The organism is Gordonia namibiensis NBRC 108229, assembly GCF_000298235.1.
GTDB classification, from domain to species: Bacteria; Actinomycetota; Actinomycetes; order Mycobacteriales; family Mycobacteriaceae; genus Gordonia; species Gordonia namibiensis.
In genome coordinates, this window is the sequence record NZ_BAHE01000025.1 from 59,745 (window position 1) to 84,703 (window position 24,959).

Genomic DNA, 24,959 nt, shown 5'->3' on the forward strand with positions numbered 1-24,959 from the left:
CCGGATGACCCAGACCTCCACGAAAACCGCTGACGCCGACTTCGACCATCCGATCAAGGACGAGGACATCGAGAAGGCGAAACTGCTTCTCGGACTAGAGGCTCCGAAGAGCATCGACGAGTTCTATTCTGTCGCAACGCCGGACGCGCTGCGGAACTTCACCCGCGCCTACGGTGACGACAACCCGCTGTACACCGACGCCGCCTACGGTGCACGGACGCGGTGGGGCAGCCAGATCGCGCCGCCGATGATGCCTATTGCGTTGTCCCGCAGGATGCTCGGCGACCCGATCCCCGAGGACATCCGTGAGGCCACCAAACGGTTGTTCTCCGGTGTCCATCTCTTCGTCTCCGGGCAGACCACCGAGTGGTACCGCCCGATCCTGCCGGGTGATGAGCTCTACGGTTTCGGCGGACTCGAATCGATCGAGGAGAAGACCAGCGAATTCGCCGGTCGCTCGGTGATCCGCGTCCTGCGCACCGTGCGCATCAACCAGCGTGCCGAGGTCGTCTCCATCGACCGCGTCATCCTCATCGCCACCGAGCGCAAGAAGTCGCGTGAGCGAGGCAAGAACATGAGCATCCAACCGGCGTCGTACACCGATGAGCAGATCGCCGAGATCGACGCGATCTACGCGGCCGAAGGCCCTCGGGGCGCGGAGAAGCGCTGGTTCGAGGATGTGGAGGTCGGGGAGAAGCTGCGACCGATGGCCAAGGGGCCGCTGACCCTGACCGACGTCATCTGCTTCCATTCCGGCGGTTACGGTTTCGCGCCGTATGGGATCGCCCACGGCCGGCTCGGCTACGAGAACCGGCAGCGAAAGCCCAAGTTCTACATCAAGAACCAGGCCGGCATCCCCGACGTCGCGCAGCGACTCCACTGGGAGAACGAGTGGTCGCAGTCCATCGGCAACCCGATGGCCTACGACTACGGCGTGACCCGAGAGTGCTGGCTCACCCACTTCGTCACCGACTGGATGGGCGACGACGGGTGGCTGGTCCGCCAGCACGACGAGATGCGCAAGTTCAACTACATCGGTGACACTCAGATCATCACCGGCGAGGTCGCCGGCAAACGGGTCGTCGACGGTGTCGGCCACGTCGACCTCGAGTTCCGCGCCACCAATCAGCGCGGCGAGGTCACCGCACCGGCGACCGCAACCGTCGCGCTGCCCAGCCGTGAGCACGGTCCGGTCCTCCTGCCGAAGCCGTCGGAGTCGTTGGAGCGCAGCGCCATCGAGATGATGGGCCGCCACCGGGAACTCTTCTACAGCAGCGGTTCGGGGGACACCGGTTCGGGACGGGCGGGTCGGTGACCGCATCGGTGAACGGCACCGCCGGGATCGCGGAGCTCGCCGCACGACGCGGTGGGAGGGTGATCGGCACCGGAACCGAGGTCGTCGCGGCGTCGGTCGTCGACCGCGTCGGTCTGGTGATCCTCGACCGCTCGGAGCGGCGCAATGCGCTGCATCCGGGAATGTACGAGGCGGTGCCGCGGCTGCTGGTGGAGTTCGCCGCGGACCCCGAGATCGGGTGCGTCCTGATCACCGGTGCCGGCACCACGTTCTGTGCCGGTGGGGACGTGCGCCGCAAGGTGGAGAAAGCGGGCGGCACCGTCGAGGAGCGGGCGGCCGGGCTCACCCACAACGCCCGGATCTCCACGCTCCTGCACGACATGCCCAAGGTCACCGTCGCGGCGCTTCCCGGTGCCGCCGTGGGGGCCGGCCTGTCTATCGCCCTGTCGACCGACCTCCGGATCGCGGCGTCGTCGGCGAAGCTGGTCGCCGGGTGGGGTGACCTGGCGTTCTCCGGCGACTTCGGCGGAACCTGGTTCCTCACACGGCTGTTGGGTCGGTCCCGGGCGATGGAGTTCCTGGTCTCCGGTGAGCCGATGTTCGCGCCGCAGGCCCGGGACTGGGGCCTGGTCAACCGCGTGGTGTCCGACGCCGAGTTCGCCGAGGCGGCCCTCGACTGGGCGACGAAGATCGCCGCGGGGCCCCGGCAGGCCTGGGCCGCGACGAAGGGCAACGTGCTGCGCGCGGCCGAGATGAGTTTGTCCGAAGCGCTCCCGCTGGAGAGCGAACAAATGGTGAGATCGGGTATGACCGACGAGCACAAGGCTGCGGTGCGTGCCTGGATGGAACGGGCGGCCGCGCGCAGTCGGGAGGGTCGATGACGGCAGTCGAGGTGACCGAGAAGACGTCCTCGGGGAGAAAGACCGCCGATGCGTCGAAGCGGACGCCGAAGGGGCTGCCCGAGGAGTTGCGGTCGTGGATCGTCGACGTGACCGGCGCCCGGGACATCACCACTCGGCAGGTGCCCGGCGGTGCGAGTCGCCAGGCATGGTTCGTCGACGTCCGCGGCGGCACCGGGGACAGCAGTGTCGAACTGTTCCTGCGGTACGACCCCCGGGAACCCAAGCCGGGCAGCGCGTTCCACCCACTGCCGGTGGAAGCCGAGATCATGTCGGCCCTCAACCGTGCCGGCGCCTGCGTCCCGTGCGTCGTCGCCGCCCACCCGACCCTGCAGGCGGTCCTGCTCGAGCGTGTCGGCGGCGAGACCTGGTTCTACCTGATCAAGGGCCCCGACGAGCAGGTGGCCGTCGCCCGCGACTTCATCGGCAAGCTGGCCGCGATCCATCGCATCGACCCGCGCGACCTCGACATCCCGTCGCTCGGCCCGGTGAAGTCGGTGTCGGAACACCTCGACGACGAGCTCGCCGGCATCCGCACGCGAATGGGACGTAAGTCGGCGCCGGCACCGTTGCTCGCGTTCTGCGTCGACTGGCTCGAACGCAACAAGCCCGTCTACGACGGCCCACCCGTTCTGGTGCAGGGCGACACCGGCCCCGGCAACTTCATGTACGCCGACGGCGAGGTCACCGCGGTCGTGGACTGGGAACTGGCACATCTCGGCGACCCGATGGACGACATCGCGTGGCTCTCGCTCCGCAGCGCGCAGGATCCGTTCACGCACTTCCCCGATCGTCTCGCCGAGTACGAGAAGCTGACCGGGAACACCATCGACGTCCAGCGGGTCTGGTATTACCGACTGCTGGCTGAGGCCAAGATGTCGACGTTCCACGACGGTGCCGACGATCGCCGGGGCGCTCTCGTGGTCGGTTCCCCCGATGCCGGGAACAGCATGATCTACGGGATGTTCCACCGGCGACTCCAGATCGAGGCACTCGGACATGCTGCGGGACTGGACATGTCCCGACTCGACTTCGCGCCGGAACCGGGCGACGACGGAAACCAGCACGTCTTCGAGGTGACGCTCGAGGTGCTGCGAGCCGCCGCCAAGCAGGCCGGCGACCCACTCGCCGCACGCTGGACCAAGGGAGCCGCGCGACTGGTGAAGTACCTCAAGGAATGCGACCGGATCGGCGACGATCTCGACACCGACGAACGTGCCGAACTAGCAACACTTCTCGGGCACGAGCCGTCGAGCATCGAGACCGGTCGCGCCGAATTGGCCCGTCGCACCATCGAGGGAACGATCGATGTCGGCGTCTACGTCGCACAGATGTGGCGATCGGTCCAGCGCGACGACTACCTGATGCGGATCGCCTCGGGTGCGCTCTACGAACGCACGTGGCCGCCGCTCACCGACGACAGACAACAAGACCGAGACCGGGAGCCGCAATGAGTATCGCCTTGACCGAAGATCACGTCGAACTGGGTTCGGTGGTCCGCGATTTCACGATCGAGCGCAAGGTGCGCGCCGAGGCCCGCACCCTTCTCGATGCTCCCGAGGAGCAGCGGCCCACGTTCTGGTCGGAGATCGCCGACGTCGGCTGGCTCGGTTTGCATGTCGTCGAGGAGTACGGCGGGTCGGGTTTCGGCATCGCCGAGCTCGTCGTCGTCGTGGAGGAACTCGGCCGGGCTGTGGCGCCGGGCCCCTTCCTGCCCACCGTCATGGCCTCGGCTGTCCTCGGTCACGCCGACGAGCAGCTGCGCGGTCGGTGGCTTCCCAAGCTGGTCGACGGATCGGTCATCGCCGGCGTGGGGCTCGCGTCGTCGCTCGACACCTCTGGCGACAGCGTCTCCGGCACGGTGGGCGCCGTGCTCGGTGCGCCGCTCGCCGACATCCTCCTGCTCATCGACGGCAACGACGTGCTCCTCGTCGAGCCGTCCGCGAATGGGGTGGAGGTCGAGGCGAAGGCCAATCTGGACCCGACCCGTCGTTCGGGCAAGGTGACGCTGGCCGATACCCCGGCCACCCGGATCGCCGGCCTCGGTTCGACTGCACTGGCTCTCGCGCGGACCCTGGCGGCCGCCGAGGCAGTCGGCGGCGCACAGGACGCGCTGGAATCGGCAGTCGCATATGCGAAGGTCCGCGAGCAGTTCGGCCGGATCATCGGATCGTTTCAGGCGGTCAAACACCACTGTGCGAACATGCTCGTCGGCGCGGAGGCCGCGACCGCAGCCGTGTGGGATGCGGCCCGCGCAGCCGACGAGGGGGTGGAGGCGTTCGGCCTGACCGCCGCATCCGCCGCGACGCTGGCACTGCCGGCCTACTCGACCAATGCCGAACTCAACATCCAGGTTCACGGCGGCATCGGCTTCACGTGGGAACACGACGCGCATCTCCACCTGCGTCGGGCAACGGTCCTCAAGGGGTTGTTCGGCGGACAGGAACCGGCCCGCGACGTCTTCACGTTCGCGGCGTCGGGGATCACCCGTGCCAACAGCCTCGACCTGCCGCCCGAGGCGGAGGAACTCCGCGTCCGCGTACGTGCCGACATCGCCGAGATCGCCGCGGCGGAAGGCGAAGCCGCACAACGGGCGAAGCTGATCGAGACCGGGTACGTGATGCCACACTGGCCCAAGCCGTGGGGTCGCGCCGCGGACGCCGTCGAACAGCTCGTCATCGAGGAGGAGCTGGCCGCGGCAGGGGTGAAGCGTCCCGAGTACAGCATCACCGGCTGGGTGATCCTGACCCTCATCCAGCACGGAACCCAGGATCAGATCGACAGGTTCGTGAAGCCCGCACTCCTGGGCGACGAGATCTGGTGCCAGCTCTTCTCCGAACCCGACGCCGGTTCGGATGCGGCCGCGGTCAAGACCCGTGCGACGCGCGTCGACGGTGGCTGGAAGATCAACGGGCAGAAGGTCTGGACCAGTGGTGCGCACCTGTGCAAACGCGGCCTGGCCACGGTGCGTACCGATCCGGAGGCCCCGAAGCACAAGGGCATCACCGCGGTGCTCATCGACATGTCCGCGCCCGGCGTCGAGGTCCGGCCGTTGCGCCAGATCACCGGTGGCGCGGAGTTCAACGAGGTCTTCTTCACCGACGTCTTCGTGCCCGACGCCGACGTCGTCGGCGAACCCAACGACGGCTGGACCGTGGCCCGCGCGACCCTGGGCAACGAACGCGTCAGCATCGGCGGCGGTACCGCGGGCAGCGAGGGCGCGGCGACCTACATGCTCAAGCTCGCCGAGCGCTACGCCCACGGGGTCGAGGGCTCGACGGTCAAGATCGGCGAGTTCCTCGCGGTCGAGGATGCGCTGCGTCTGCTGAACCTGCGTCGGGTGGCCCGCTCGGTCGCCGACGCCGGGCCGGGACCGGAGGGCAACGTGACGAAACTGCTCCTCGCCGAGCACATCGGGGATCGGGCGCGGCTGTCGGCCGAACTCATCGGTCCCGACGTCGCCTTCCTCTCGGGTGCCGGGAAGATGGCCGGTCTGCTCGTGCTGGCGGCACGCGGTATGTCGATCGCCGGAGGCACATCGGAGATCACCCGCAACCAGATCGCGGAGCGGATTCTCGGCCTTCCCCGCGACCCGCTCAACCGGTGACGACGGATGGCCCGACGTCGGGGGATGGTTTGAGATTACGGAGCATCCCGTCGGTCGTCGACAACGATCGCGCGTACTGGACTGCCGGTGCGGGCGGGGTTCTGCGGCTGCCTTTCTGCGAGTCGTGTGGACGGTGGTTCTTCCCGCCGGCCGACACGTGTCCGGCGTGTAGCGGTCCCGTCGGGTTTCGTGACACAGGTGGGACCGGCACCGTCTATACGTTCACGGTCAACGTCCAGCGTTACCGTCCCGATCTCCCGACTCCGTATGTGATCGCCTTGATCGAACTCGACGACCAGGCAGGACTTCGGGTGCCCGGCAACGTGGTCGGTTGCGAGCCCGATGACGTGAAGATCGGTATGCGCGTCGAGGTGTCGTTCGAACCGGCGACGTCGCGCGACGAACCGGATGGTGACCTGTTCGTCCCCGTCTTCACCCCCACCGACAGCGGAACAGGTGCGGAGTCCGGAGAGGGCCGTCGATGAGCCCGTATCCCGAACAGGATGCCATCATCTCGGGGATCGGCATCTCTGACATCGGCCGCAAGACCGGTACGCCGGGAATCGATCTGACGATGCAGAGCGTGCGGGAGGCGATCTCCGACGCGGGGTTGCAACCCTCGGACGTCGACGCGATCCTCACCCTGGGTGACGTTTCCGCCACCGAGACCGCGCAGCAGCTGGGCATCGAACCGCAGACACTCGGCGGTCCGTACGGTGATGCGGGGCTGCTGGCGCCGGTGCAGCAGGCGGCGATCGCGGTCGGGGAGAGGCGCGCCCGCCATGTACTGGTCTATCGGACGGTCCAGATGATGGGCGGCACCGTCGACCGGCCCAGGCGGCCCGGTGACAAGCCCCGGCCTCGTCGAGATCCCCGGCCGGTGATGAGCGACGTACCGTATCTCCTTGCTGCCGATGCGTACTCGGCGGCCAACTGGCTGGCGATGCACTGTCGTCGGCACATGTACGAATTCGGCACCACGCGTGAGCAGCTGGGCGCGATAGCGATCAACGCCCGCGCGAATGCGGCACTCAACCCGGCTGCGGTGTTCCGTGACCCGATGACCATGGACGACTACCTCGGTGCCCGCACCGTCTCGACACCCTTCGGCCTACTGGATTGTGATGTCCCGGTGGCCGGTTCGATCGCGGTCGTGGTCTCCCATCGTGACCACGAGTCGTCGGCGCCGAACCCGGCGATACGTTTCGCCGCGATCGGCGGCGCGAGCGGGGTCGGGGGATGGACGCAGCGGGCCGACTACCCGAAGATGGCGGCGACCGAAGCGGCATCGCAGCTGTGGAGCCGGACCGATCTCACCCCGGCAGATGTGGACATCGCCGAACTCTACGACGGTTTCACGTTCCTCACTCTCGCATGGCTGGAGGCCCTCGGCTTCTGTGGTGACGGTGAAGGGGGTCCATTCGTCGAAGGCGGTTCTCGAATCGGGCGTGGCGGGCAGTTGCCGCTCAACACCTACGGCGGGCAGCTGTCGGCAGGACGGATGCACGGTTACTGGGTGCTGCACGAGGCGTGCCTCCAGCTGCGCCGCCAGGCCGGGGAGCGTCAGGTCGCCAAACCGCTCGACATCGCCGCGGTGTCCGTCGGCGGCGGGCCCATCGCCGGGTGTCTGCTGTTGACCCGCTGAGTTTCCACGAGCGTCGAAGAGAGATGAGGGACATGACCACGCTGCCGGAGGAGATCCGCACGACTGCTCGCGATCGCGGTGCCACCGAGGTCGTGTTCCACAGTGCAGTGCGGCCGGTCGAGACGACGACCCTGGCCGAGCTCTACGAGCAGGCCACCGCCGTCGCCGCGGGATTTCGTGCCCGCGGTGTCGGTGCCGGGGACGTGGTCGCGGTTCAGCTGCCAAACTGGCGCGAGTGCGTCGTCTCGCATTCGGCGGCCTGGCTTCTCGGCGCTACGGTGCTGCCGATCGTGTCGATCTACGGGCCGTCCGAGCTGTCGTTCATCCTGCGGCAGTCGGCGGCGAAGGTCTACATCGGACCGCGGACCTGGCGTGCGCGGGACTGTTCACCCTTGTTCGACGCGGCGTCGGAGATCCCGACGATGCAACACCTGTTCGTGGTGAACACCCCGGGGGAGGCGACGACGGATCGGTGGACCGATTTCGGTCGGCTCCTCGGCCAACCTGCCGCGGGTTTCGAGCCGTACATCCCAGCCTCGTCGTATGAACGCGCACTGCTCGTCTACACATCGGGGACCACCGCGGACCCGAAGGGTGTGCAGCACAGCCACGCCACCCTGATCGCTGAGGTCCGCTCCATGGAGGAGCATCGCGGTACGGGGGAGGAGACCAGCTGCCTGGCGGCGTTCCCGTCGGGCCACGTCGCCGGCGTCCTGGGCATCCTGCGGCTGCTGGGGCGCGGGGCGACCACCGTCCTCATGGACGCCTGGGACCCCGCGGCGGCCGCCGAGCTCGTGGCCACCCACAGCATCGAGTCGTCGGCGGGCGCGCCGATCCACCTCGCGGGAATCCTCGAGGCTGCGGATCGAGCCGGTCTCGACGTGTCCTCCCTGACCGAGTACACGACGGGTGCCGCCAATGTCGCGGCCGACTTGATCCGGCGTGCAGACGGATTCGGGGTCCGCGCCTTCCGCTGTTACGGGTCTACCGAGCATCCGACGATCTCCTCGGGTTCTCCCGACGATCCGCTCGACAAGCGCGCCAACACCGACGGCCGCATCACGCCGGGCACCGAGGTGCTGATCGTCGACGAGAACGACCAGCCCGTCGATCCCGGTGTCGACGGCGAGATCCTCTGCCGTGGGCCCGAACAGTTCCTCGGCTACACCGACGCGACGCTGGACACCACGAGTTTCGCCGACGGTTGGTTCCGCACGGGAGACGTCGGGAACCTCGACGCCGACGGCTATCTCACCATCACCGACCGCAAGAAGGACATCATCGTGCGCGGCGGCGAGAACATCTCGTCGAAGGAGGTCGAGGACACGCTCCTGTCGCACCCGGCCGTCGCCGAGGCCGCCGCCATCGGCATGCCCGACGAACGGTACGGCGAAAAGGTCTGCGTGTTCATCGTTCTGCGGGACGGCGGTGTCCTCGACCTGGATGGAATCCGTGACCATTTCGCCGGTGCCGGGTTGGCTCGGCAGAAGATGCCGGAGCGGCTCGAGATCGTCGACTCCCTGCCCCGCACGGCCAGCGGCAAGGTGCGCAAGCCCGATCTGCGCGCGCAGATCCGGGAGTTGCTCGCTGCTCGCACCGCTCCCTGAGGTGCGGGCGAAGCCGAACCCACTGCCGTTCCCTGAGGTGCGAGCGAAGCGAGCCACGAAGGGCTGGCGACGTCTCCTCACCAGCCCTTCGTGGCTCGTCGCTTTCGCTCCTCGCACCTCAGGGAGCGAGTGAGGGCGTGTGTACCTCGGGAAGCGGGTGAGGTGTCCGTACCTGGGGGAGCAGTGGGGTCTCTCAGCGGACGGCGGGGAGCGCCTCGCGAAGCCTGCGCCGCAACAGTTTTCCTGACGGGGTGCGCGGCACCTCGTCGACGAACGCGATCGAGCGGGGTTGTTTGAAGCCGGCGAGGTGAATCCGACAGTGCGCCACCAGTTCGTCGGTGATCGCGTCGCCCGCATCGACGCCCTCGGCGAGTTCGATGACGGCGTGGACCCGTTCGCCCATCTCGTCGTCGGGGACGCCGATGACGGCGACGTCGGCGACCGCGGGATGGATGACGAGCGCGGACTCGATCTCCTGCGGGTAGATGTTGACGCCGCCGGAGAGGATGAGGTCGCTGCGCCGATCGGACAGGTAGAGGTAACCGTCGGCGTCGAGATGGCCGAGGTCGCCGATGGTCTGCCAGCCGCGTGCGTTGCGGGCGTCCTCGGTCTTGGCGGGGTCGTTGAGATAGCGGAACTCTCGGGTTCCGGAGAAGAACACCGTCCCGATCTCGCCGGTGGGGAGTTCGTCGCCCGCGTCGTCGAGGATGTGGACCGTGCCGTAGACGGCTCGGCCGACCGAGCCGGGATGGTCCAGCCACTCTGATGAGGTGATGGCGGTCATCCCGTTGCCCTCGCTGCCGGAGTAGTACTCGAAGAGCACCGGCCCGAACCACTCGATCATCTGCTGCTTCACCGGGACCGGGCACGGTGCTCCCGCGTGGACCACCAGCCGAAGCGACGACACGTCGAAGGCCGACCGTACCTCCGGATCGAGCTTCAACATCCGCACGAACATCGTCGGGACGAACTGGGCATGTGTGACGCCGTGCGTCTCGATCGCGCTGAGGCATTCGCGCGCGTCGAACGACGGCATGAGCACGACCGTTGCGCCCTGGCGCTGCATCGCGAGCGACCAGCCCAGTGGTGCAGCGTGATACAGCGGAGCCGGGCACAGGTAGACCGTCGACGAGCTGACCCCGTACGCCGGCATCATCGCGTCGAGCGGCAGGCCCGTGCCGAATGGCGGAAAGTCGTGGGTGGGTTCGATGCCCTTGGGTCGACCGGTGGTGCCCGACGAGTAGAAGAAGTAGTAGCCCTCGATCGGCTCGTGCGGCGGGGTCGACGCGGGAGGGTTGTCGACGATTGACTCGTAGTCGACATGCCCCTCGATCGGGCCGCCGACGGCGATGGCGATCTCGACCCGGGAAACCCTGGCGCGGATCTTGGCGGCGAGCTCGCCGGCACCCACTCCGGAGATGAGAATTCGTGCGCCGCAGTCGTCGACGACGTACTCGGCCTCCGCCGCGGTGAGGTGCCAGTTGACCGGTGTGTACATCAGACCGCATCGTTGTGCGGCCCACGCGACCTCGAGGAACTCGGGCCGGTTCTCCATCACGATGGCGATGTGGTCGCCCCGGGACAGCCCCTGCGCTGCGAAGAAGTCGGCGAGCCTCGTCGAACGAAGATCGAGGTCGGCGAAGGAGACGCGTGCCGAACCGTCGGCCAGCACGACTGCATCCTTGTCGGGATGGGCGGCGGCGATCTCACTGAGGTTCAACGCGTCTCCAGGAGTGCGCACAACAGTTTGTGGTGATGGTCGGCGTCACCGTAGAGAGCGGCGTTCGCGCGCGCCCGGCGGATGTAGAGATGCAGGTCGTGCTCCCAGGTGAAGCCGATGCCGCCGTGCACCTGCAGGGCCTCCCCGGCCGTCTTGCAGATCGATTCGGACACAAAAGCCTTCGCAACGCTCACCGCCTTCGCCGTCTCGGGTGACGTGCCTGCCTCGTCGGCGTCGAGCGACATCGCCGCGTGCAGGGTGGCGGCGCGGGAGGCCTGCACCCACATTCGCATGTCGGCGCACTTGTGCTTGACCGCCTGGAAACTGCCGATCGGCACGCCGAACTGCTCGCGGGTCTTCGCGTACTCGACCGAGGTCTCGAGGAGGTACTCGCCGACCCCGACGAGTTCGGCGCAGGCCAGCACGGTCATCAGGCGTAGTGTCCGTTCGATGGCCGCGCGGGCGGTGTCCGGGGAGCCGAGTATCGCCTCCTGATCGATGTGGACATCGTCGAGGGTGATGTCGTCGAGTTCGCGCGTGATGTCGAGGGATTCGATCCGCCGGATCTTCACTCCCGATGCGTCGCGGGGAACCAGGAAGCGTGCGGGGCTGCCGTCGAGTACAGCGTCGACCAGCAGGACATCTGCTGCCGACGCATCAGCGACGGTCACCTTCTCGCCCGTGAGGCGATAGCCGGAGTCGGCAGCCACTGCGGTGGTCTGCAGTGCGTCGACGGTCGGGGACCGGTGCGGTTCGGTGAACGCCCAGGCCGCCGACGACTCGCCGCTGATCAGGGCGCCGACCTGGGCGGCGTGATGGCCGGCCCCGGAGCGCAGGAGCGCGTCGAGCACGGCGACCGTCGGCATGAACGGGGACGCGGTGACGAATCGGCCGTGCTCGACGGCGACGACGGCCAGGTCGACCACACCCTGTCCGAGCCCACCGGCCTCTTCCGGGGCGGCCAGCGCGGACCAGCCGAGTTCGGTTCCCTGACGCCACAATCCGGCGTCGAAACCGGCCGGCGAATCCGCGACGACACGCGCGGTACCGGGATGACTCTGCAACAGTGAGCGAGTCGAATCCCGGATCGCACGTTGCTCGTCGGTCAGCTCGAAATCCATCAATCCTCCGTGCCGTGTGGCAACGTACCGATACAGTTCACTCATTGAGACACGTCACAGTGTAGACAGAACAACATCTTCCCGGGAAGGTTTCACCGTGAGACTCGGTCAGGACCCCGAACTCGACGACCTCCGACGGCGCGTACGTGAACTGTGCGCCGAGCAGGGCCCGAAGCGATCCCAGAAGGCGGGGGTGAGGGCACCCGAGGCGTCAGAGATTCCCGCCCTGCGGAAATGGACGGCCGAGCTGTTTGGTCGGCAGTTCCTGGGGGTGACCTGGCCGGAGGAGTACGGCGGGCTACCCGACCCGCATCCGCGGCACGAGGCGGTGGTCTCCGAGGAACTGGCGAAGGCGGGTGCGCCGATGCCGGTCGGCGGCGGGCTCCTCGCGGCCAGTGCGATCATCGACTTCGGCACCGAGGATCAAAAGGCGTTCTATCTGCCGCGGATCCGATCCGGCGAACACATCTGGTGTCAGCTGTTCAGCGAACCGGGTGCGGGCAGCGACCTCGCCGGTCTGCACACGCGGGCTCGACGCGAAGGCGACCACTACATCGTCGACGGTCAGAAGGTGTGGACGACGAACGGACACCACGCCGACTGGGGGTATCTGCTCGCCCGCACCGATCCCGATGCACCGAAACACAAGGGCATCACGGCTTTTGCCATCGATATGAAGAGTCCTGGCGTACAAGTGCGGCCGTTGCGTGAGATCACCGGGACCGCCGACTTCAACGAGATCTTCCTCGATGGCGTGAAGGTGCCGGTGGAGAACGTCATCGGTGAGGAGAACAAGGGCTGGATGGTCACCACTTCCAGCCTTGCGCGGGAACGGTCGAGTGCCGGCGGCGGCGTGACCCTGTTCCGTGCGCTCGATGATCTGATCGATCTCGTGTCGTCGACGACGTGGGACGACGAGCGGTTGATCGACCGCGGCGAGGTGCGGCGCGAAGTCGGTCGGCTCGCGGCTGCGGTGCATGTCAACGCGCTGCTGTCGGCGTACGGCGAATCACGGTCGGTTGCGGGTACGGGTGACGCCGCGGATGCCGCGCTGTCGAAGATCTTCTTCGGCGAGGTCAATCTGGCTGTTGCCGAGTACGGCATGTCAGTCCAGGCGGGCGATTCGGTTCGCGTCGAGGGTGATCCCGCGGCACTCGCCGGCGGCTGGTGGCAAGACGCGTTCCTGTACGCCCGCGCTTTCACCATCGCCGGCGGAACCAACGAGGTGCTCCGGAATCTGGTGGCCGAACGGGGTCTCGGTCTGCCTCGTTGAGGTGTTCTCCCCTGCCGGCCGGGTGTCGGGACGGGTGGCCAACCCGATTCGCCAATGTGACTTGCCTCTCACGTCAGAGCTGATACCGTGCAATCAGTTAGATGGATTACCCGATTTAGATAGCTGATGATCGGGTGACCACAGGTCATGATCGGAGCTGAGTTGACCGGGGGAGACGACAGCATCGCGACCGGCCGGACCGTCCCGCGACCAGGGCCGGTGACGTTCCCGACGGACGTCCGAACCGACAGCGCGACAGCAGAAATCGCGGAGTGGTCCGCGGGGTACGTGCGCCGCCACCCCGGCCAGTCGTTCATCACCGTCGGCGAGCAGATCAAGCTGGGGATCGAGGCCTTTCGCCATCTGTTCACCGATCTGGTCCGCGGCCGCTTTCCGCTGGAAGCCTTCATCCGCGAGTCGGTGTTCATGGCCAACACCGCTCTGCTGCCCACCTTCTTCGTCGCGATCCCGATCGGCGTCACCCTCGCGATCCAGTTCAGTCTGCTCGCCGGTCAGGTCGGTGCGACCTCACTCGCCGGCGCGGCGAGCGGCCTGGCGGTCATCCGGCAGGGTGCGCCACTCGTCACGGCCCTCATGATGGCCGCCGCGGTCGGGTCGGCGATCTGCGCCGACCTCGGATCGCGCACGATCCGCGAGGAGATCGATGCGATGCGGGTGATGGGCGTGTCGCCCGTCCGCCGGCTCGTCGTCCCGCGCCTGGCCGCCGCGATGCTCGTCGGCACCGCGCTCACCGGCATCGTGACCTTCGTCGGCTTCCTGGCCGGCTACCTGTTCAATGTCTACGTCCAGGACGGCGCACCGGGTAGCTTCGTGGCGACCTTCGCGTCGTTCGCCACCGTCGGCGACATGGTCCTCACCCTCGTCAAGGCGCTGGTCTTCGGCATGATCGTCGCGATCGTCGCCTGTCAGAAGGGCCTGGCGACCAGTGGCGGCCCAGCGGCAGTGGCGAATTCGGTGAACTCCACCGTGGTCGGCTCGATCATGCTGCTGATGCTCGTCAACGTGCTCTTCACGCAGATGTACGTGATGGTGTTTCCCAGGGCGTCCTTCTGATGAGCGCGCTCAAGGCGGCGGCGCCGTACTACCCGCCCGGTGTCCGGCCTGTGGCCTCGATCTACGCGTCGGTGACGCGACCCATCCGTCTGCTCGGGCACATGCTGTCCTTTCTCGGTCGCGCGATCATGGGAATCCCGGCGATGTTCCGGCACTACTCGAAAGAGTTCCTGCGCATCCTGTCCGACGTGACCTGGGGCAACGGCTCGCTGGTCGTCGGCGGCGGCACGGCGGGCGTCATCCTCGTCCTCGGGGCCAGCGCCGGCGCGATCGTCGGGATCGAGGGATACAACGCGCTGCGCATGCTGGGCCTCGGTCAGGCGACGGGCCTGATCTCCGCGTCGGCGTCGACGCGTGAGCTCGCGCCGATCATGGCGGCCCTGGCGTTCGCCTCCCAGGCCGGCTGCCGCTTCACCGCCCAGCTCGGTGCCATGCGGATCACCGAGGAGATCGACGCGATGGAGACCCTCGCCATCCGCTCGATCCCCTACCTGGTGACCACCCGGCTGGTGGCCTCGATCGTCGCGGTCATCCCGCTGTTCGTGATGTGTCTGGTCCTGAGCTATGTGGTCGTGCAGGGCGTGGTCGCACTCGCCGGCGGCGTGTCGATCGGTACCTATCAGCACTACTTCCACCTGGTGATGGCAGGGCCGGATATCATCTACTCGGTCATCAAAGCCGTTGTCTTCGTGTCCATCACGACGACGATCCAGTGTTATTACGGCTATTACGCACGCGGTGGACCGCAGGGTGTCGGGGTGGCCGTCGGACGCGCGATGCGGTTGGGTATAAGCGCCATGATCGTCGTCAATCTGCTCCTGACGCTGGCTTTCTGGGGTGTCAGCTCCGGTTCGAGGCTCGGCGGATGAGCCCGCGGACGATCTCCCTCGAATCCGAGGCCAGGGGGCCGACGGACCGGGCCCTGCTGTTCCGCGGGCTGATCGGCATCGTGGTGATCGCCGCCGTCGTGGCCGCTCTGCTGTACAAGTCGACCGGCGGCCTCGACGACCGCGTGAGCGTCACCGCGCTTCTCACCGACGTCGGCGACGGCATCCCCACCAAGTCCGACGTGAAGTTCCGTGGCAGTCTCGTCGGCATCGTCACCGGCGTCGAACCCGGTGCGAACGGTGAACCGAACCGGGTTGCGCTCTCCCTCGATCCCGCGAGCTCACAGGCGATTCCGAGGACGGTGACCGCGCGCGTGGTGCCCAGCAACGTGTTCGCTGTGTCGTCGGTGCAGCTGCTCGATCACCCCGATCAAGGCGGGCGTCCACTGCAGGACGGTGACACCGTCGAGGCGGACACGAGTCGGGCGACGATCGAACTCCAGACGGTCCTGACCAAGCTGCGTGACGTCGTCGACGCCATGGGACGCGATCGCCGCGACGACACGGTCGGCGTGCTGGCCGCGCTCGCCACCGCCACGCGCAGCCAGGGATCGGAGATCCGCACCGCCGGCGGACAACTCGTGACCATCATGACCGAGGTGAACCGCGCGATCGATGACGGGGAGACCCGTTCGCGGCTCAGCGAACTCGTGACCGCCATGGGTGGCCTGCAGCGGTCTGCGCCGGACCTGCTCGACGCCGTCCACCACGCCATCGTGCCGATGCAGACCGTCGCCGAGAAGCAGGCCGCACTCACCGATCTGCTGAGCGCCGGACAGCACACCATGGCGACCTCGGAAACCGCTCTGGGCAACAACACTGACCGGATGATCACGATCACCAGCTCGCTCGCCCCGGTCCTCGACGTCTTCGCCGACGGCGGGGGTGCGTTGCCGCCGATCACGGTGAAGATCGCGAACCTGTCCGAGAAGTTCATGACCGAGTTCTGGGACCCGAAGAAGCAGCGCGGCACCGGCCACTTCGTCTGGGCGCTCACCCCACACCGGATGTACTCACGTGCGGACTGCCCGCGGTACGGCGATATGACGGGCAACTCGTGTCAGTGGGGGCCGGCCACGGTCGAGCGCCCGACACTGCCGCAGGTCCTGCAGCCGAAGAACTTCCGGCCGCCGACCGCGCTCATGGGCGGCAACGTCGGACCGGTCGGCAGCCGCGCCGAGATCGAGGTGCTCCGAAAGTTGTTGGGGCCGGGCGCGAATGAGGTGACCTCGCTCCTCCTGGGGCCGCTGCTGCGCGGCAGTGACATCAAGGTCGAGAAGCCGGGGCAGCGGATGGAGGGAGGACGATGAGTTATCGCAGGTCGATCATTTGGCTGTCGGTGTTCCTCGTCGTCGCGATCATGTTGACGTGGACGATCATCAACACCCTGCGTCGCGACATCTCCGGTCCGACATCGTCGTACTCGGCGGTCTTCACCGACGTGTCCGGACTGCGGGCCGGCGACGACGTCCGCATGGCCGGTGTGCGGGTCGGTCGCATCGACTCGATCGAACTCGACGGCAACCTGGCACGCGTCCACTTCCGCATCGACTCCCGGCAGGACCTGAGTGGCAACACCAAGGCCGCGGTGACCTACCAGAACATCATCGGCCAGCGTTACCTCGGATTGTCGTTGGGGCAGTTCGACTCTCCCGCGGCGCTGGAACCGGGTGGCGAGATCCCGGTGGACCACACCGAGCCGTCGTTCGACATCTCCGCCCTGCTGAACGGATTCGAACCGCTGTTCAGTGTGCTCGATCCCGACAGGGTGAACGACCTGTCGAGCTCACTCGTCGGGGCGCTGCAGGGTGAGACCGGCGCAATCACCCGACTTCTGGCCCAGACCTCTTCGCTCGCCGAATCCTTCGCCGGCCCGGACGCCCTGCTCGGCGACGTCATCACCGACCTCGGGCAGGTGCTGACCGGGTTGTCCCGGCAGACCGGCGGCATCCAGGAGGTGATCGGCCGCGCGCAGGAGATCTTCGAGGCGTTCGCCGCGCACCGCGAGGATCTTGTCGGTACGGCCGACGTGATGACGGAAGTGGGGGGCCGGCTCTCGGAGATCGCCTCGGACACGGCTCCGTCGGTGGACGCCTTCCTCACCCGTCAGCCGGGCTTCCTGGCCCACTTCGCAGAGCGGAAGTCCGAGTTCGAGTACCTGGGCGCCAACGTCCCGCTGCTGCTGAAGGGTATGGCCCGCGTCAGCCAGGAGGGCAGCTTCCTCAGCGCCTACGTCTGTGACCTGAACCCGGCAGACTTCGTCCCCTTCCTCACCCCGCTGGCCCCCGCGATCGTCGCCGCAGCGACGCCCGGCGGGAAGCCCAAGTACTCGCCGATCTGCCAGCCATGAAGACGTCAGGGAACCGCCGCATGACCGAACGATCGCCACGAAAGCCGATCGCCGAGTGGAATCCGCTGTACCTCGGCATCGGAGGCGTGGGGGTACTCGTGCTCGTCGTCGCACTCGTCGTCGGGATCAGTGCGATCGACGTCGGCCGGAAGAGCGTCGAGGCCGAGTTCGCCCAGGCCGGTGAGATCCGGACCGGCGATCAGGTGACCCTCGCCGGCGTGCCGGTGGGCGAGGTCAAGGGATCTCGACTCGACGGGGACCGTGTCGTCATCTCGATGAACATCGACCGTGGGATCCGCCTGGGCAACGACACCAAGGCGGCGATCAAGCTGACCACGATCCTCGGGTCGCGCTACATCGCGATCACCCCCGAAGGATCGGGATCGCTGGAGGGCAAACGGATTCCGCTTCGCAACACACAGGTTCCCTATGACCTGCAGGACACGATCGAGGATGCGACCACCAACTTCGAGAAGGTCGACGCGGGCGGTCTCGCCGACGCCATGACCACGCTGTCGACACAGCTCGAAGGAGCACCGGACGTGGTCCCGGAGGCGATCTCCACCGCCCACACCCTCTCGGAGATCATCGCGACCCGACGGACCCAGCTCGGTGAACTGATCACCGGCGCCGAACGCGTCACCACGGTCATCCGGAACCAAGAGGCCAACATCGGATCACTGATGGTGCAGGGCCGGAACCTGATGGTCGAGTTGACCCGCCGCCGCGACGCCGTCACCGGGATGTTCAACGCCACCACGGCTCTCGTCGCGCAGCTGCACCGCATCACCGTCGTCAACCGGCCTGCGCTCGACGCACTCATCGAAGACCTGAACGGGATGCTCGGCGCGCTCGCCCGCCACGACGACCTGCTGCGCAACACGCTCGAGGCGCTGCCGCTCCCGGTGCGCAACTTCACCAATGCGACCGGCGCCGGCAACTACGTCGACTTCACCGGGCCGGCCGGCTTCCTCATCGACTCGTGGATGTGTGCGCTGAGCGGTCGAGCCGAGCAGGTCGGGCGTGCGGCGTATTTCGAGGACTGCCGATGAGACGACCACGCATGCGGACCCTGGTGGTGATGACGGCGATCGCCGTGGCGGTCGCGGCCACGGTCGCCGCGATCTGGAACCCGTCCTCGGGTGCCCGCCGGATCGTGGCGCAATTCGACAGTGCCGCAGGCCTGTACGAGGGCAACAAGGTTGCAGTATTGGGGATCACCATCGGGCACATCACCGACATCAGTCCCCGCGGCACCGTCGTCGACGTCACCATGGAAGTCGACGAGGAGGTGACCCTGCCGATCGATGTGAAGGCGGTCGCGGTGTCCTCGTCGATCCTCACCGACCGACACGTCGAACTCACGCCCGCCTACTCCGGTGGGCCGAAGCTGTCGAGCGACGCGTTCCTGCCGCTCGACCGGACCCGCACCCCCATCGAGTTCGACCGCCTGCTCACGATGACGGACAACCTGGCCGGGCAACTCGGTGGGGACGGCAAGGGCGGCGGACCGATCGCCGACATACTGTCGGTGACCTCGGAGTCCCTGGACGGCAACGGGCCCGCGCTCCGCGACGCATTGGGGCAGCTGTCGAAAGCCCTACGTACCGGGGCCGATCCGAGCGCCACCCGCGAGGCGATCGTGAAACTGGTGGACAACCTCGACGTCCTCACCGAGGCCGCCGCGAAAAACGACAAGACGATCCGCGAGTTCGGTGGAAGTCTTCGCGCGATGAGTCAGGTCATCGCGGATCAGCAACTGGGTCAGGGCAACACGGGCGCGAAGCTCAACCAGATCCTGACCAAGACCTCCGAACTGCTGAAAGAGAACAGGCTTCCGCTGCGGAATGCGGCGCGCGACGCGACCACCGTCACCGGGACGCTCGCCGACTACCAGCGTGAACTGTCCGAGTTCCTGAACCTCACACCGACGTTGATGAACAACGCCTACAACGCGATCGACCAACCGAACGGCACCATTCGGGTTCACACCTTCGCCGACCGCATTCTCTTCGACCAGCAGGTACTCAAAGAGGTCTGCAACCTGGCGAACCTGAAGGACCTCGGATGCAACACGGGGAAGCCCCAGGACTTCGGTCCGGACTTCGGGGTGACCGCCATGCTGGCGGCGATGGCGGGGATCGGACAGAAATGAACACCGCAGAAACGAACGTGGCGAGGAGAATTCATCGAAGCGGTGTCGCCGCGGTTGTGCTGCTGCTGACGTGCGTCCTCTCCGGTTGCTCGGTGGGACTCGGACAGCTCCCGCTCCCGGCGCCCGGCGCCAGCGGTGACGGGTTCGCGCTGAAGGCACAGTTCGACAACGCGCTGAACCTCCCGGCCAAGGCGAAGGTCCGGCTGCTCGGTGCCGACGTGGGATTCGTGGAATCGATGGAGGTCCACGACTACCTCGCCGCCGTCGGCATGCGGATCGCCGACGGCACCCGCCTGCCGGACGGCACGCGAGCCGAACTGCGCTCGGCCACACCACTCGGAGACGTGTTCGTCGCTCTCGAACCGCCCGCCGAACCCGAGCCCGGGGTCGCCCTCCTCGGAGACCGTGACGTCATCCCGCTCGACCGCACCTCGGCGGGTGCGACGGTCGAGGAGGTGCTGTCGACGGCCGCGATGCTGGTCAACGGCGGTGCCATCCGCAGCCTCACCGACATCGTCAACGGTCTCGGCGAGTCCCTCGGCGACGACGGGCAGCAGCTCGGGACACTCGTCCGCCAGTCGACTGTCCTGGTGTCCTCGCTGTCGGAACGGACCGACGAGATCGAGGCCGTCCTCAGCTCTGCGAGTCGCCTGGCGTCAACGGTGTCGGCACGGCAGCAGACCATCGACTCCGCGCTCGCAGCGGCCGGCCCCGCACTGTGGACGGTGGCCGACAACACGCAGTCGATCCTGTCGACCGTCCAGCAGGTGGATCGGATCATCCGGCAGCTGGGGGCCTTCCCGTCGGTGAAGGGGACCGCGGCCGGCGGGATGATGGACGATGTCAACCGGATCGCCGCTTCGCTGAACGCCGCCGCCACGGCACCGGGGGCCAGTCTCGATGCGGTCAACCGCATCCTCGGACCCATCGTCAAACTGACCAACGCGACGTCGGGGCACACCGACGTCGCCATCTCCCAGTTCGCGATCGGCGCCTTCGACGATCCGAATCATCGCGGTGACCCGGGTTCGCGGCTCCCCGATGTGCGCGACTGGGAGCAGTTCGTCGGATCGTTGTCGCTCACGCTGATGCGTTTGCGGCAGCACGTCGAACCGGGGGCACCACGATGAGTGCACGACCCGACCTGGTGGAGACCGGCGCGCGCGGCATCGTCTCCGCGGTGCGATGGGGGCGGCGTCGGCGCAACTGGTTGTCGGTACTGGGTCTTCTGACGATCCTCATCGTCGGGGTGGCCTACCTGCTGGTCGACACCCTGCAATGCGATCCGACCGCGTCGAACATCCGCGTCGAGGTCGAACTCGCGCAATCCGGGGGACTGCTGCCGAATCAGGACGTCACTCTGCGCGGCGTGCCGGTCGGCCGGGTCGACGCTGTGCGCATCGACGACAACGGAGTGCGCGTGATCGCCACCATCGACGCAGGGATCAAGATCCCGGCCGACGGGGAGGTCCGGGTGTCGAGCCTGTCGCCGGCCGGTGAGCAGTTCCTCGACTTCCAGCCGTCCAGTGATTCGGCGCCGTTCCTCACCGACGGGACGGTCGTCGAGGAGAAGCGCACCACCACACCGGTGCCGATGGCCACGTTGCTGGAGAGCATGGATCCGGCTCTCGCCCAGATCGACACCGAACAGCTGACGCTCATCATGAACGAGCTGGGCACCGGGGACGAAGGGGCGCAGAAGCTCCGCGACATCGTGCGGGGCGGGACCTTCCTGGTGTCCACTCTGGATTCGGTGCTGCCGCAGACGGTCAACGTGATCCGGACGAGCAAGGTCGTGCTGACCACGCTCGCCGACACCGCCCCCGGTCTGCGGACAACCGCGGGCAACCTCGAATCCTCGCTCGCCGGTGTGGGTTCCATGGATGCCGGTCTACGGCGGATGCTCAACCAGACACCGTCGACCCTGCGCAGCATCGACGGATTGTTCGACGACAACTCGCCGACCATGGTGCAGCTGCTCGGCAACCTGGTGACGGTGTCGCAGATGGCGTACCTACGCACACCGGCACTGCGCGAGTTCTTCTTCCCGACACAGCGATCCGGCTCAGCCCTCGACGCGATCAGCACCGCCTTCCGCGACGGCGGTCTGTGGGGCAGCGTCGACGTGTTCCCACGTGTGCCCTGCGATTACCACCTGCCGCGGGCGGCCCCGTCGCGTCCGGACTTCCCGGAGCCGTTCCTGAACACGCACTGCAAGGACACCGAGCTCCTCGTCCGCGGTGCGGGCGCCGTACCGCGCCCGCCCGGCGACGACACCAACCTGCCCAAGCCGGGGAGCGACCCGCATGCCCGGACCAATCCGACACCGCGTGGACCGCAGACCATTCCGACACCGTTCGGTGGCCCAGACATCCACTACAACTAGCCGCCTGTATCCCGACCGAGAGGTGAGACCGTGAGCACCACGACGAGCAAGACGACCAAGACCAGGAACCTCGCACCCAAGGGCAAGGACGTGGTCAAGAAGTCGCCGGTGCGCGGGGGCAGGTCGCGTCGAGCACGCAGTGAATCGGTGGTGGGCGAGGCCTCCCCAGATACCGTCAGCGTTGGCACCGTCTCCGCTGACACCGCCTCCGTTGACACCGCCCTGGAGACCACCGAGATCGAGGTCGGGGATGCCGGGACTCCCGAGGCGACCGAGGCGCCCGCATCTGCCGACGAAGAGACGCCGGCGAAGAGTGCCGCCGCGACCAAGACCACGGGGCGTCGTCGTCCGGTGATCCGGGCGGGACGACTGGCGGGGCTGCTCCGACCCCGCCGTGTCGTCGCGATCCTGGCGGCTGTCGCGCTGCTCGCCGGTGGTGGGTACGCGGGGTGGAAGTTGTACGAGAACCATGCCGTCGAGCAGGCCGAACTACAGGCCGTCGCCACCGCCAAGGAGTATGCGGTGACGCTGACGAGCATCGACTCCGGCAGCATCGACCAGAACTTCACCGACGTCCTCGGCGGCGCGACCGGCGAGTTCAAGGACATGTACTCACGGTCGAGCAGCCAGCTCAAGCAGATGCTCGTCGACAACAAGGCCACCAGCGAGGGCGTCGTCATCGACGCGGGCGTGAAATCGGCGACCGCCGATCGCGTCGTGGTGATGCTGTTCGTCGACCAGTCGATCACCAACAGCGCCAGCCCCGAACCGCGCGTCGACCGTAGCCGGGTGCTGATGACCATGGACAAGGTCGACGGCCGCTGGCTGGCGAGCAAGGTGGATCTGCCCTGACGGTCGCCGGGCTGGACCCGACCGTGTCAGCGTCGGGACCCCGGCGGGTCCCCGGCCGGGCGTAGCGCCCAGGACGGAACCCAGTGCGTCACCTTCTCCTGCCGGTCTTTGGCGGTGATCGTGTAGGTGACCTTGCCGTACCAGGCACCCCATTCGTCGCGCCCCCACTCGGTGAGAACGCCGAGGTGGACCGACCTGATCTGCAGACCTTCGGGGTTGTACTCGCCGGTGAAGTGGGGTGCGTTGGGGTAGAGCGCACCCAGGTCGATGAGTACCGCCTTGTGCCCGACCCGCACGAACGCCGGCCGCTGTGGTTGGCCGTTGTCCCCGCCAATCCACTTCATGCCCACCCCGGAATTATCGCACGTATGTTCGAGCGATGGCAGTGGGGTGGCCGGTCGTATTGCCGGCGAGGTGACCTCGATACGCGGCGCCCTCGCTGCGCTCGGTCGTCGCTACTCGGCCGGCGGTGGGCACGCCCTCGCTGCGGTCGGTCGTCGCTACTCGGCCGGCGGTGGGGACGTCTTCGCTGCGCTCGGTCGTCGCTACTTGGCCGGCGGTGGGGACGCCCTCGGCCGGCCTCACACTGTGGAGTTGTCAAAGAACGGATGCGGTCCCGATCGGCGTCGGGTGCAGAAGGTGCTGCGCGTGGGTCTGTGGGTCAGGCGGCGTCGTCGAGGCGCATGGTGCGGCGGTTGTAGGCCGGGAGTGCGCGGCGTCGGGGGTCGATGTCGGCCGGCGGGATGAGCCAGGGGTGGCGGTCGAAGCTGATCATGATGTCCCAGCCGTGGTGGTGGACCTGGGTGTGGCAGCGCTGGCAGAGCAGGCAACCGTTGTCGAGGTCGGTCTCACCGTCGTCGGACCAGTGCCGGATGTGGTGAACCTGCGTATGGGACGGTGGCGCACCGCATTTGATGCACGACTCGTCGCGGATGATGATCGCCTTGCGCAAGTGCATCGGGAACAGTCGTCGTTCACGACCCATCTCGAGTGGCACTGTCTCGCCGTCGATGATGGCCTCGATCAGGGTCCCGTCGCACGACAGCTGCTTCGCAACTGCCGGCGTGACGGATCCGGTCCAGGGTAGGGATGCCGGATCAGTACCTTCGGCGGGGATGGTCAGGATCGTCTGGGCTCGTGGTATCCCGATGGTGTCCATCGCCGCACCCACTGCGGCTTGGTCCAACAGCACCTCGAGTGCGTCCGCGCGGATCTCGGTTGCCGAGCGTCGATCGGGGGAGCCGTCGGGTTCGGGACGCGGCATGGAGCGTTCGTCGATCATGGCGATGAACTTCTCGCCCACGGACTGCGTCACGTCGGCTTGGATTTCGACACGGCCTTCGTCGGTGATGTTGTGGGACAGCGTGTTCAGGGTTCGGTTGTCGCATGCGGGGATGCCGCCCTCGTCGTCGGCAATGGTGTTGCCGATGGTGTGGGCATGCTTCTGTATCTCGGCGGGTGTGGCACCCGACAGGGCCTGGGTGAGGAGTTCGGTCTCATGATCGATGCGATCGTCGTCGGAAAGTGTTGTGGGCGAGCGATTCTCGATGGTCACCAGGCCGCGGACGATGGCATCGACGATCTCGCCGGAGAGTCTCCCATCGGCAGCGCAGGCCTCGACCTTGCTCAAAGTGCCGAAGCTGTCGGCGATGCGGGTGGTGCGAGCGGCTACTGCGGGCGGGAGGCCCATCTCGATCAACAGTCGCTTGGTGGTCGACCCTGTTTTTTCCGCAACGCGCAGATCAGCGAGCTTGGCTGCGTGCGTGCCGATTCGGTGATCGGCGAGGTTGCGCAGCAAGATCCACCGGCTGAGCTGCCCGTGTGTCTCGATGCCGGTGGGGTCGTCGGTGGGCGGGGTGATCTCGATGAGCTGGTCGAGGATCTGGTCGAGCGGAGTGGTGTGGGTGGCGATCATGGCGGAAGCCGTCCCTTTCGTGGGGCGTGAACGCGGTTGGGTGGGACCGTCGTCGGCTACTGCTCCGTCATCAATTTCTGTGCTTTCAGTTGTACAGCGGAGGTCTGACAAAACGCTCGTGGCGCCCGAGTTGGTCAAGCGCCCCAGTCGTTTGGGCTGTCTACCTGCACCGAT

At 67.2% G+C, this 24,959-nt stretch carries 21 protein-coding genes; 17 read left to right on the forward strand and 4 right to left on the reverse strand.

Annotation, left to right across the window (positions count from 1 at the left end; translation table 11 throughout):
* The first annotated feature begins 4 nt into the window (after window positions 1-4).
* From GONAM_RS14775 to GONAM_RS14805, 7 genes are read left to right on the forward strand one after another with little or no spacing between them, the layout of a single operon-like run.
* On the forward strand, window positions 5-1,315 hold the full coding sequence (locus tag GONAM_RS14775; RefSeq protein ID WP_006867562.1) for an FAS1-like dehydratase domain-containing protein: 1,311 nt from the start codon (window positions 5-7) through the stop codon (window positions 1,313-1,315).
* The gene (locus GONAM_RS14780; RefSeq protein WP_006867563.1) at window positions 1,312-2,175 is read left to right on the forward strand and encodes an enoyl-CoA hydratase/isomerase family protein; all 864 of its coding nucleotides are present in this window, start codon (window positions 1,312-1,314) and stop codon (window positions 2,173-2,175) included. Before GONAM_RS14775 ends, GONAM_RS14780 begins: the two co-directional genes overlap by 4 nt.
* On the forward strand, window positions 2,172-3,647 hold the full coding sequence (locus GONAM_RS14785; RefSeq protein WP_006867564.1) for a phosphotransferase family protein: 1,476 nt from the start codon (window positions 2,172-2,174) through the stop codon (window positions 3,645-3,647). The genes GONAM_RS14780 and GONAM_RS14785 overlap by 4 nt, the downstream gene beginning before the upstream one ends.
* Complete coding sequence (locus GONAM_RS14790) at window positions 3,644-5,800, forward strand: acyl-CoA dehydrogenase family protein (protein ID WP_040536567.1); 2,157 nt, start codon at window positions 3,644-3,646, stop codon at window positions 5,798-5,800. Before GONAM_RS14785 ends, GONAM_RS14790 begins: the two co-directional genes overlap by 4 nt.
* Window positions 5,797-6,285, forward strand: coding sequence for a Zn-ribbon domain-containing OB-fold protein (locus GONAM_RS14795; protein ID WP_006867566.1), 489 nt, complete (start codon window positions 5,797-5,799; stop codon window positions 6,283-6,285). Before GONAM_RS14790 ends, GONAM_RS14795 begins: the two co-directional genes overlap by 4 nt.
* Entirely contained in the window at window positions 6,282-7,445 is a 1,164-nt protein-coding gene (locus tag GONAM_RS14800; protein ID WP_006867567.1) for a thiolase family protein, read from the forward strand. Before GONAM_RS14795 ends, GONAM_RS14800 begins: the two co-directional genes overlap by 4 nt.
* Before the next feature lie 32 nt (window positions 7,446-7,477).
* A complete protein-coding gene (locus GONAM_RS14805; RefSeq protein ID WP_006867568.1) occupies window positions 7,478-9,052 on the forward strand; it encodes an AMP-binding protein in 1,575 nt (524 codons plus the stop codon).
* Window positions 9,053-9,245: 193 nt separating this feature from the next.
* Here GONAM_RS14805 and GONAM_RS14810 read toward each other — a convergent pair whose 3' ends face one another.
* The gene (locus GONAM_RS14810; RefSeq protein ID WP_006867569.1) at window positions 9,246-10,772 is read right to left on the reverse strand and encodes an acyl-CoA synthetase; all 1,527 of its coding nucleotides are present in this window, start codon (window positions 10,770-10,772) and stop codon (window positions 9,246-9,248) included.
* Window positions 10,769-11,893: an acyl-CoA dehydrogenase family protein gene (locus GONAM_RS14815; protein WP_006867570.1), complete on the reverse strand. Its 1,125-nt coding sequence runs from the start codon at window positions 11,891-11,893 to the stop codon at window positions 10,769-10,771. Before GONAM_RS14815 ends, GONAM_RS14810 begins: the two co-directional genes overlap by 4 nt.
* A 97-nt stretch (window positions 11,894-11,990) precedes the next feature.
* Between GONAM_RS14815 and GONAM_RS14820 the strand changes: the two genes are divergently transcribed.
* From GONAM_RS14820 to GONAM_RS14865, 10 genes are all read left to right on the forward strand, one after another.
* Window positions 11,991-13,166: an acyl-CoA dehydrogenase family protein gene (locus tag GONAM_RS14820; RefSeq protein WP_006867571.1), complete on the forward strand. Its 1,176-nt coding sequence runs from the start codon at window positions 11,991-11,993 to the stop codon at window positions 13,164-13,166.
* Between the two features lie 147 nt (window positions 13,167-13,313).
* Window positions 13,314-14,240 carry an MlaE family ABC transporter permease gene (locus GONAM_RS14825; protein WP_083876428.1) on the forward strand — a complete coding sequence of 309 codons (927 nt, stop codon included), beginning with the start codon at window positions 13,314-13,316 and terminating at the stop codon, window positions 14,238-14,240.
* Window positions 14,240-15,109: an MlaE family ABC transporter permease gene (locus GONAM_RS14830; protein ID WP_006867573.1), complete on the forward strand. Its 870-nt coding sequence runs from the start codon at window positions 14,240-14,242 to the stop codon at window positions 15,107-15,109. The genes GONAM_RS14825 and GONAM_RS14830 overlap by 1 nt, the downstream gene beginning before the upstream one ends.
* Window positions 15,106-16,437 carry an MCE family protein gene (locus GONAM_RS14835; RefSeq protein WP_006867575.1) on the forward strand — a complete coding sequence of 444 codons (1,332 nt, stop codon included), beginning with the start codon at window positions 15,106-15,108 and terminating at the stop codon, window positions 16,435-16,437. Before GONAM_RS14830 ends, GONAM_RS14835 begins: the two co-directional genes overlap by 4 nt.
* Window positions 16,434-17,477: an MlaD family protein gene (locus tag GONAM_RS14840; RefSeq protein WP_006867576.1), complete on the forward strand. Its 1,044-nt coding sequence runs from the start codon at window positions 16,434-16,436 to the stop codon at window positions 17,475-17,477. Before GONAM_RS14835 ends, GONAM_RS14840 begins: the two co-directional genes overlap by 4 nt.
* Before the next feature lie 20 nt (window positions 17,478-17,497).
* Window positions 17,498-18,529, forward strand: coding sequence for an MCE family protein (locus tag GONAM_RS14845; protein ID WP_006867577.1), 1,032 nt, complete (start codon window positions 17,498-17,500; stop codon window positions 18,527-18,529).
* Window positions 18,526-19,632 (forward strand): MCE family protein, encoded by a 1,107-nt coding sequence (locus GONAM_RS14850; protein WP_245548622.1) that lies wholly within the window; start codon window positions 18,526-18,528, stop codon window positions 19,630-19,632. The genes GONAM_RS14845 and GONAM_RS14850 overlap by 4 nt, the downstream gene beginning before the upstream one ends.
* A complete protein-coding gene (locus GONAM_RS14855) occupies window positions 19,629-20,762 on the forward strand; it encodes an MlaD family protein (protein ID WP_006867579.1) in 1,134 nt (377 codons plus the stop codon). Before GONAM_RS14850 ends, GONAM_RS14855 begins: the two co-directional genes overlap by 4 nt.
* Complete coding sequence (locus tag GONAM_RS14860; protein ID WP_006867580.1) at window positions 20,759-22,018, forward strand: MlaD family protein; 1,260 nt, start codon at window positions 20,759-20,761, stop codon at window positions 22,016-22,018. The genes GONAM_RS14855 and GONAM_RS14860 overlap by 4 nt, the downstream gene beginning before the upstream one ends.
* Before the next feature lie 30 nt (window positions 22,019-22,048).
* Entirely contained in the window at window positions 22,049-22,870 is an 822-nt protein-coding gene (locus GONAM_RS14865) for an Rv1363c family protein (protein WP_006867581.1), read from the forward strand.
* A 26-nt stretch (window positions 22,871-22,896) separates the two neighbouring features.
* On the opposite strand, the gene GONAM_RS14870 is transcribed toward GONAM_RS14865, so the two are convergent.
* Both GONAM_RS14870 and GONAM_RS14875 read right to left on the reverse strand, forming a co-directional pair.
* Complete coding sequence (locus GONAM_RS14870; protein WP_040536573.1) at window positions 22,897-23,214, reverse strand: hypothetical protein; 318 nt, start codon at window positions 23,212-23,214, stop codon at window positions 22,897-22,899.
* A gap of 317 nt (window positions 23,215-23,531) precedes the next feature.
* Window positions 23,532-24,785, reverse strand: a complete 1,254-nt coding sequence (locus GONAM_RS14875) for an HNH endonuclease (RefSeq protein ID WP_006867583.1) — start codon at window positions 24,783-24,785, stop codon at window positions 23,532-23,534.
* Window positions 24,786-24,959: the final 174 nt, after the last annotated feature.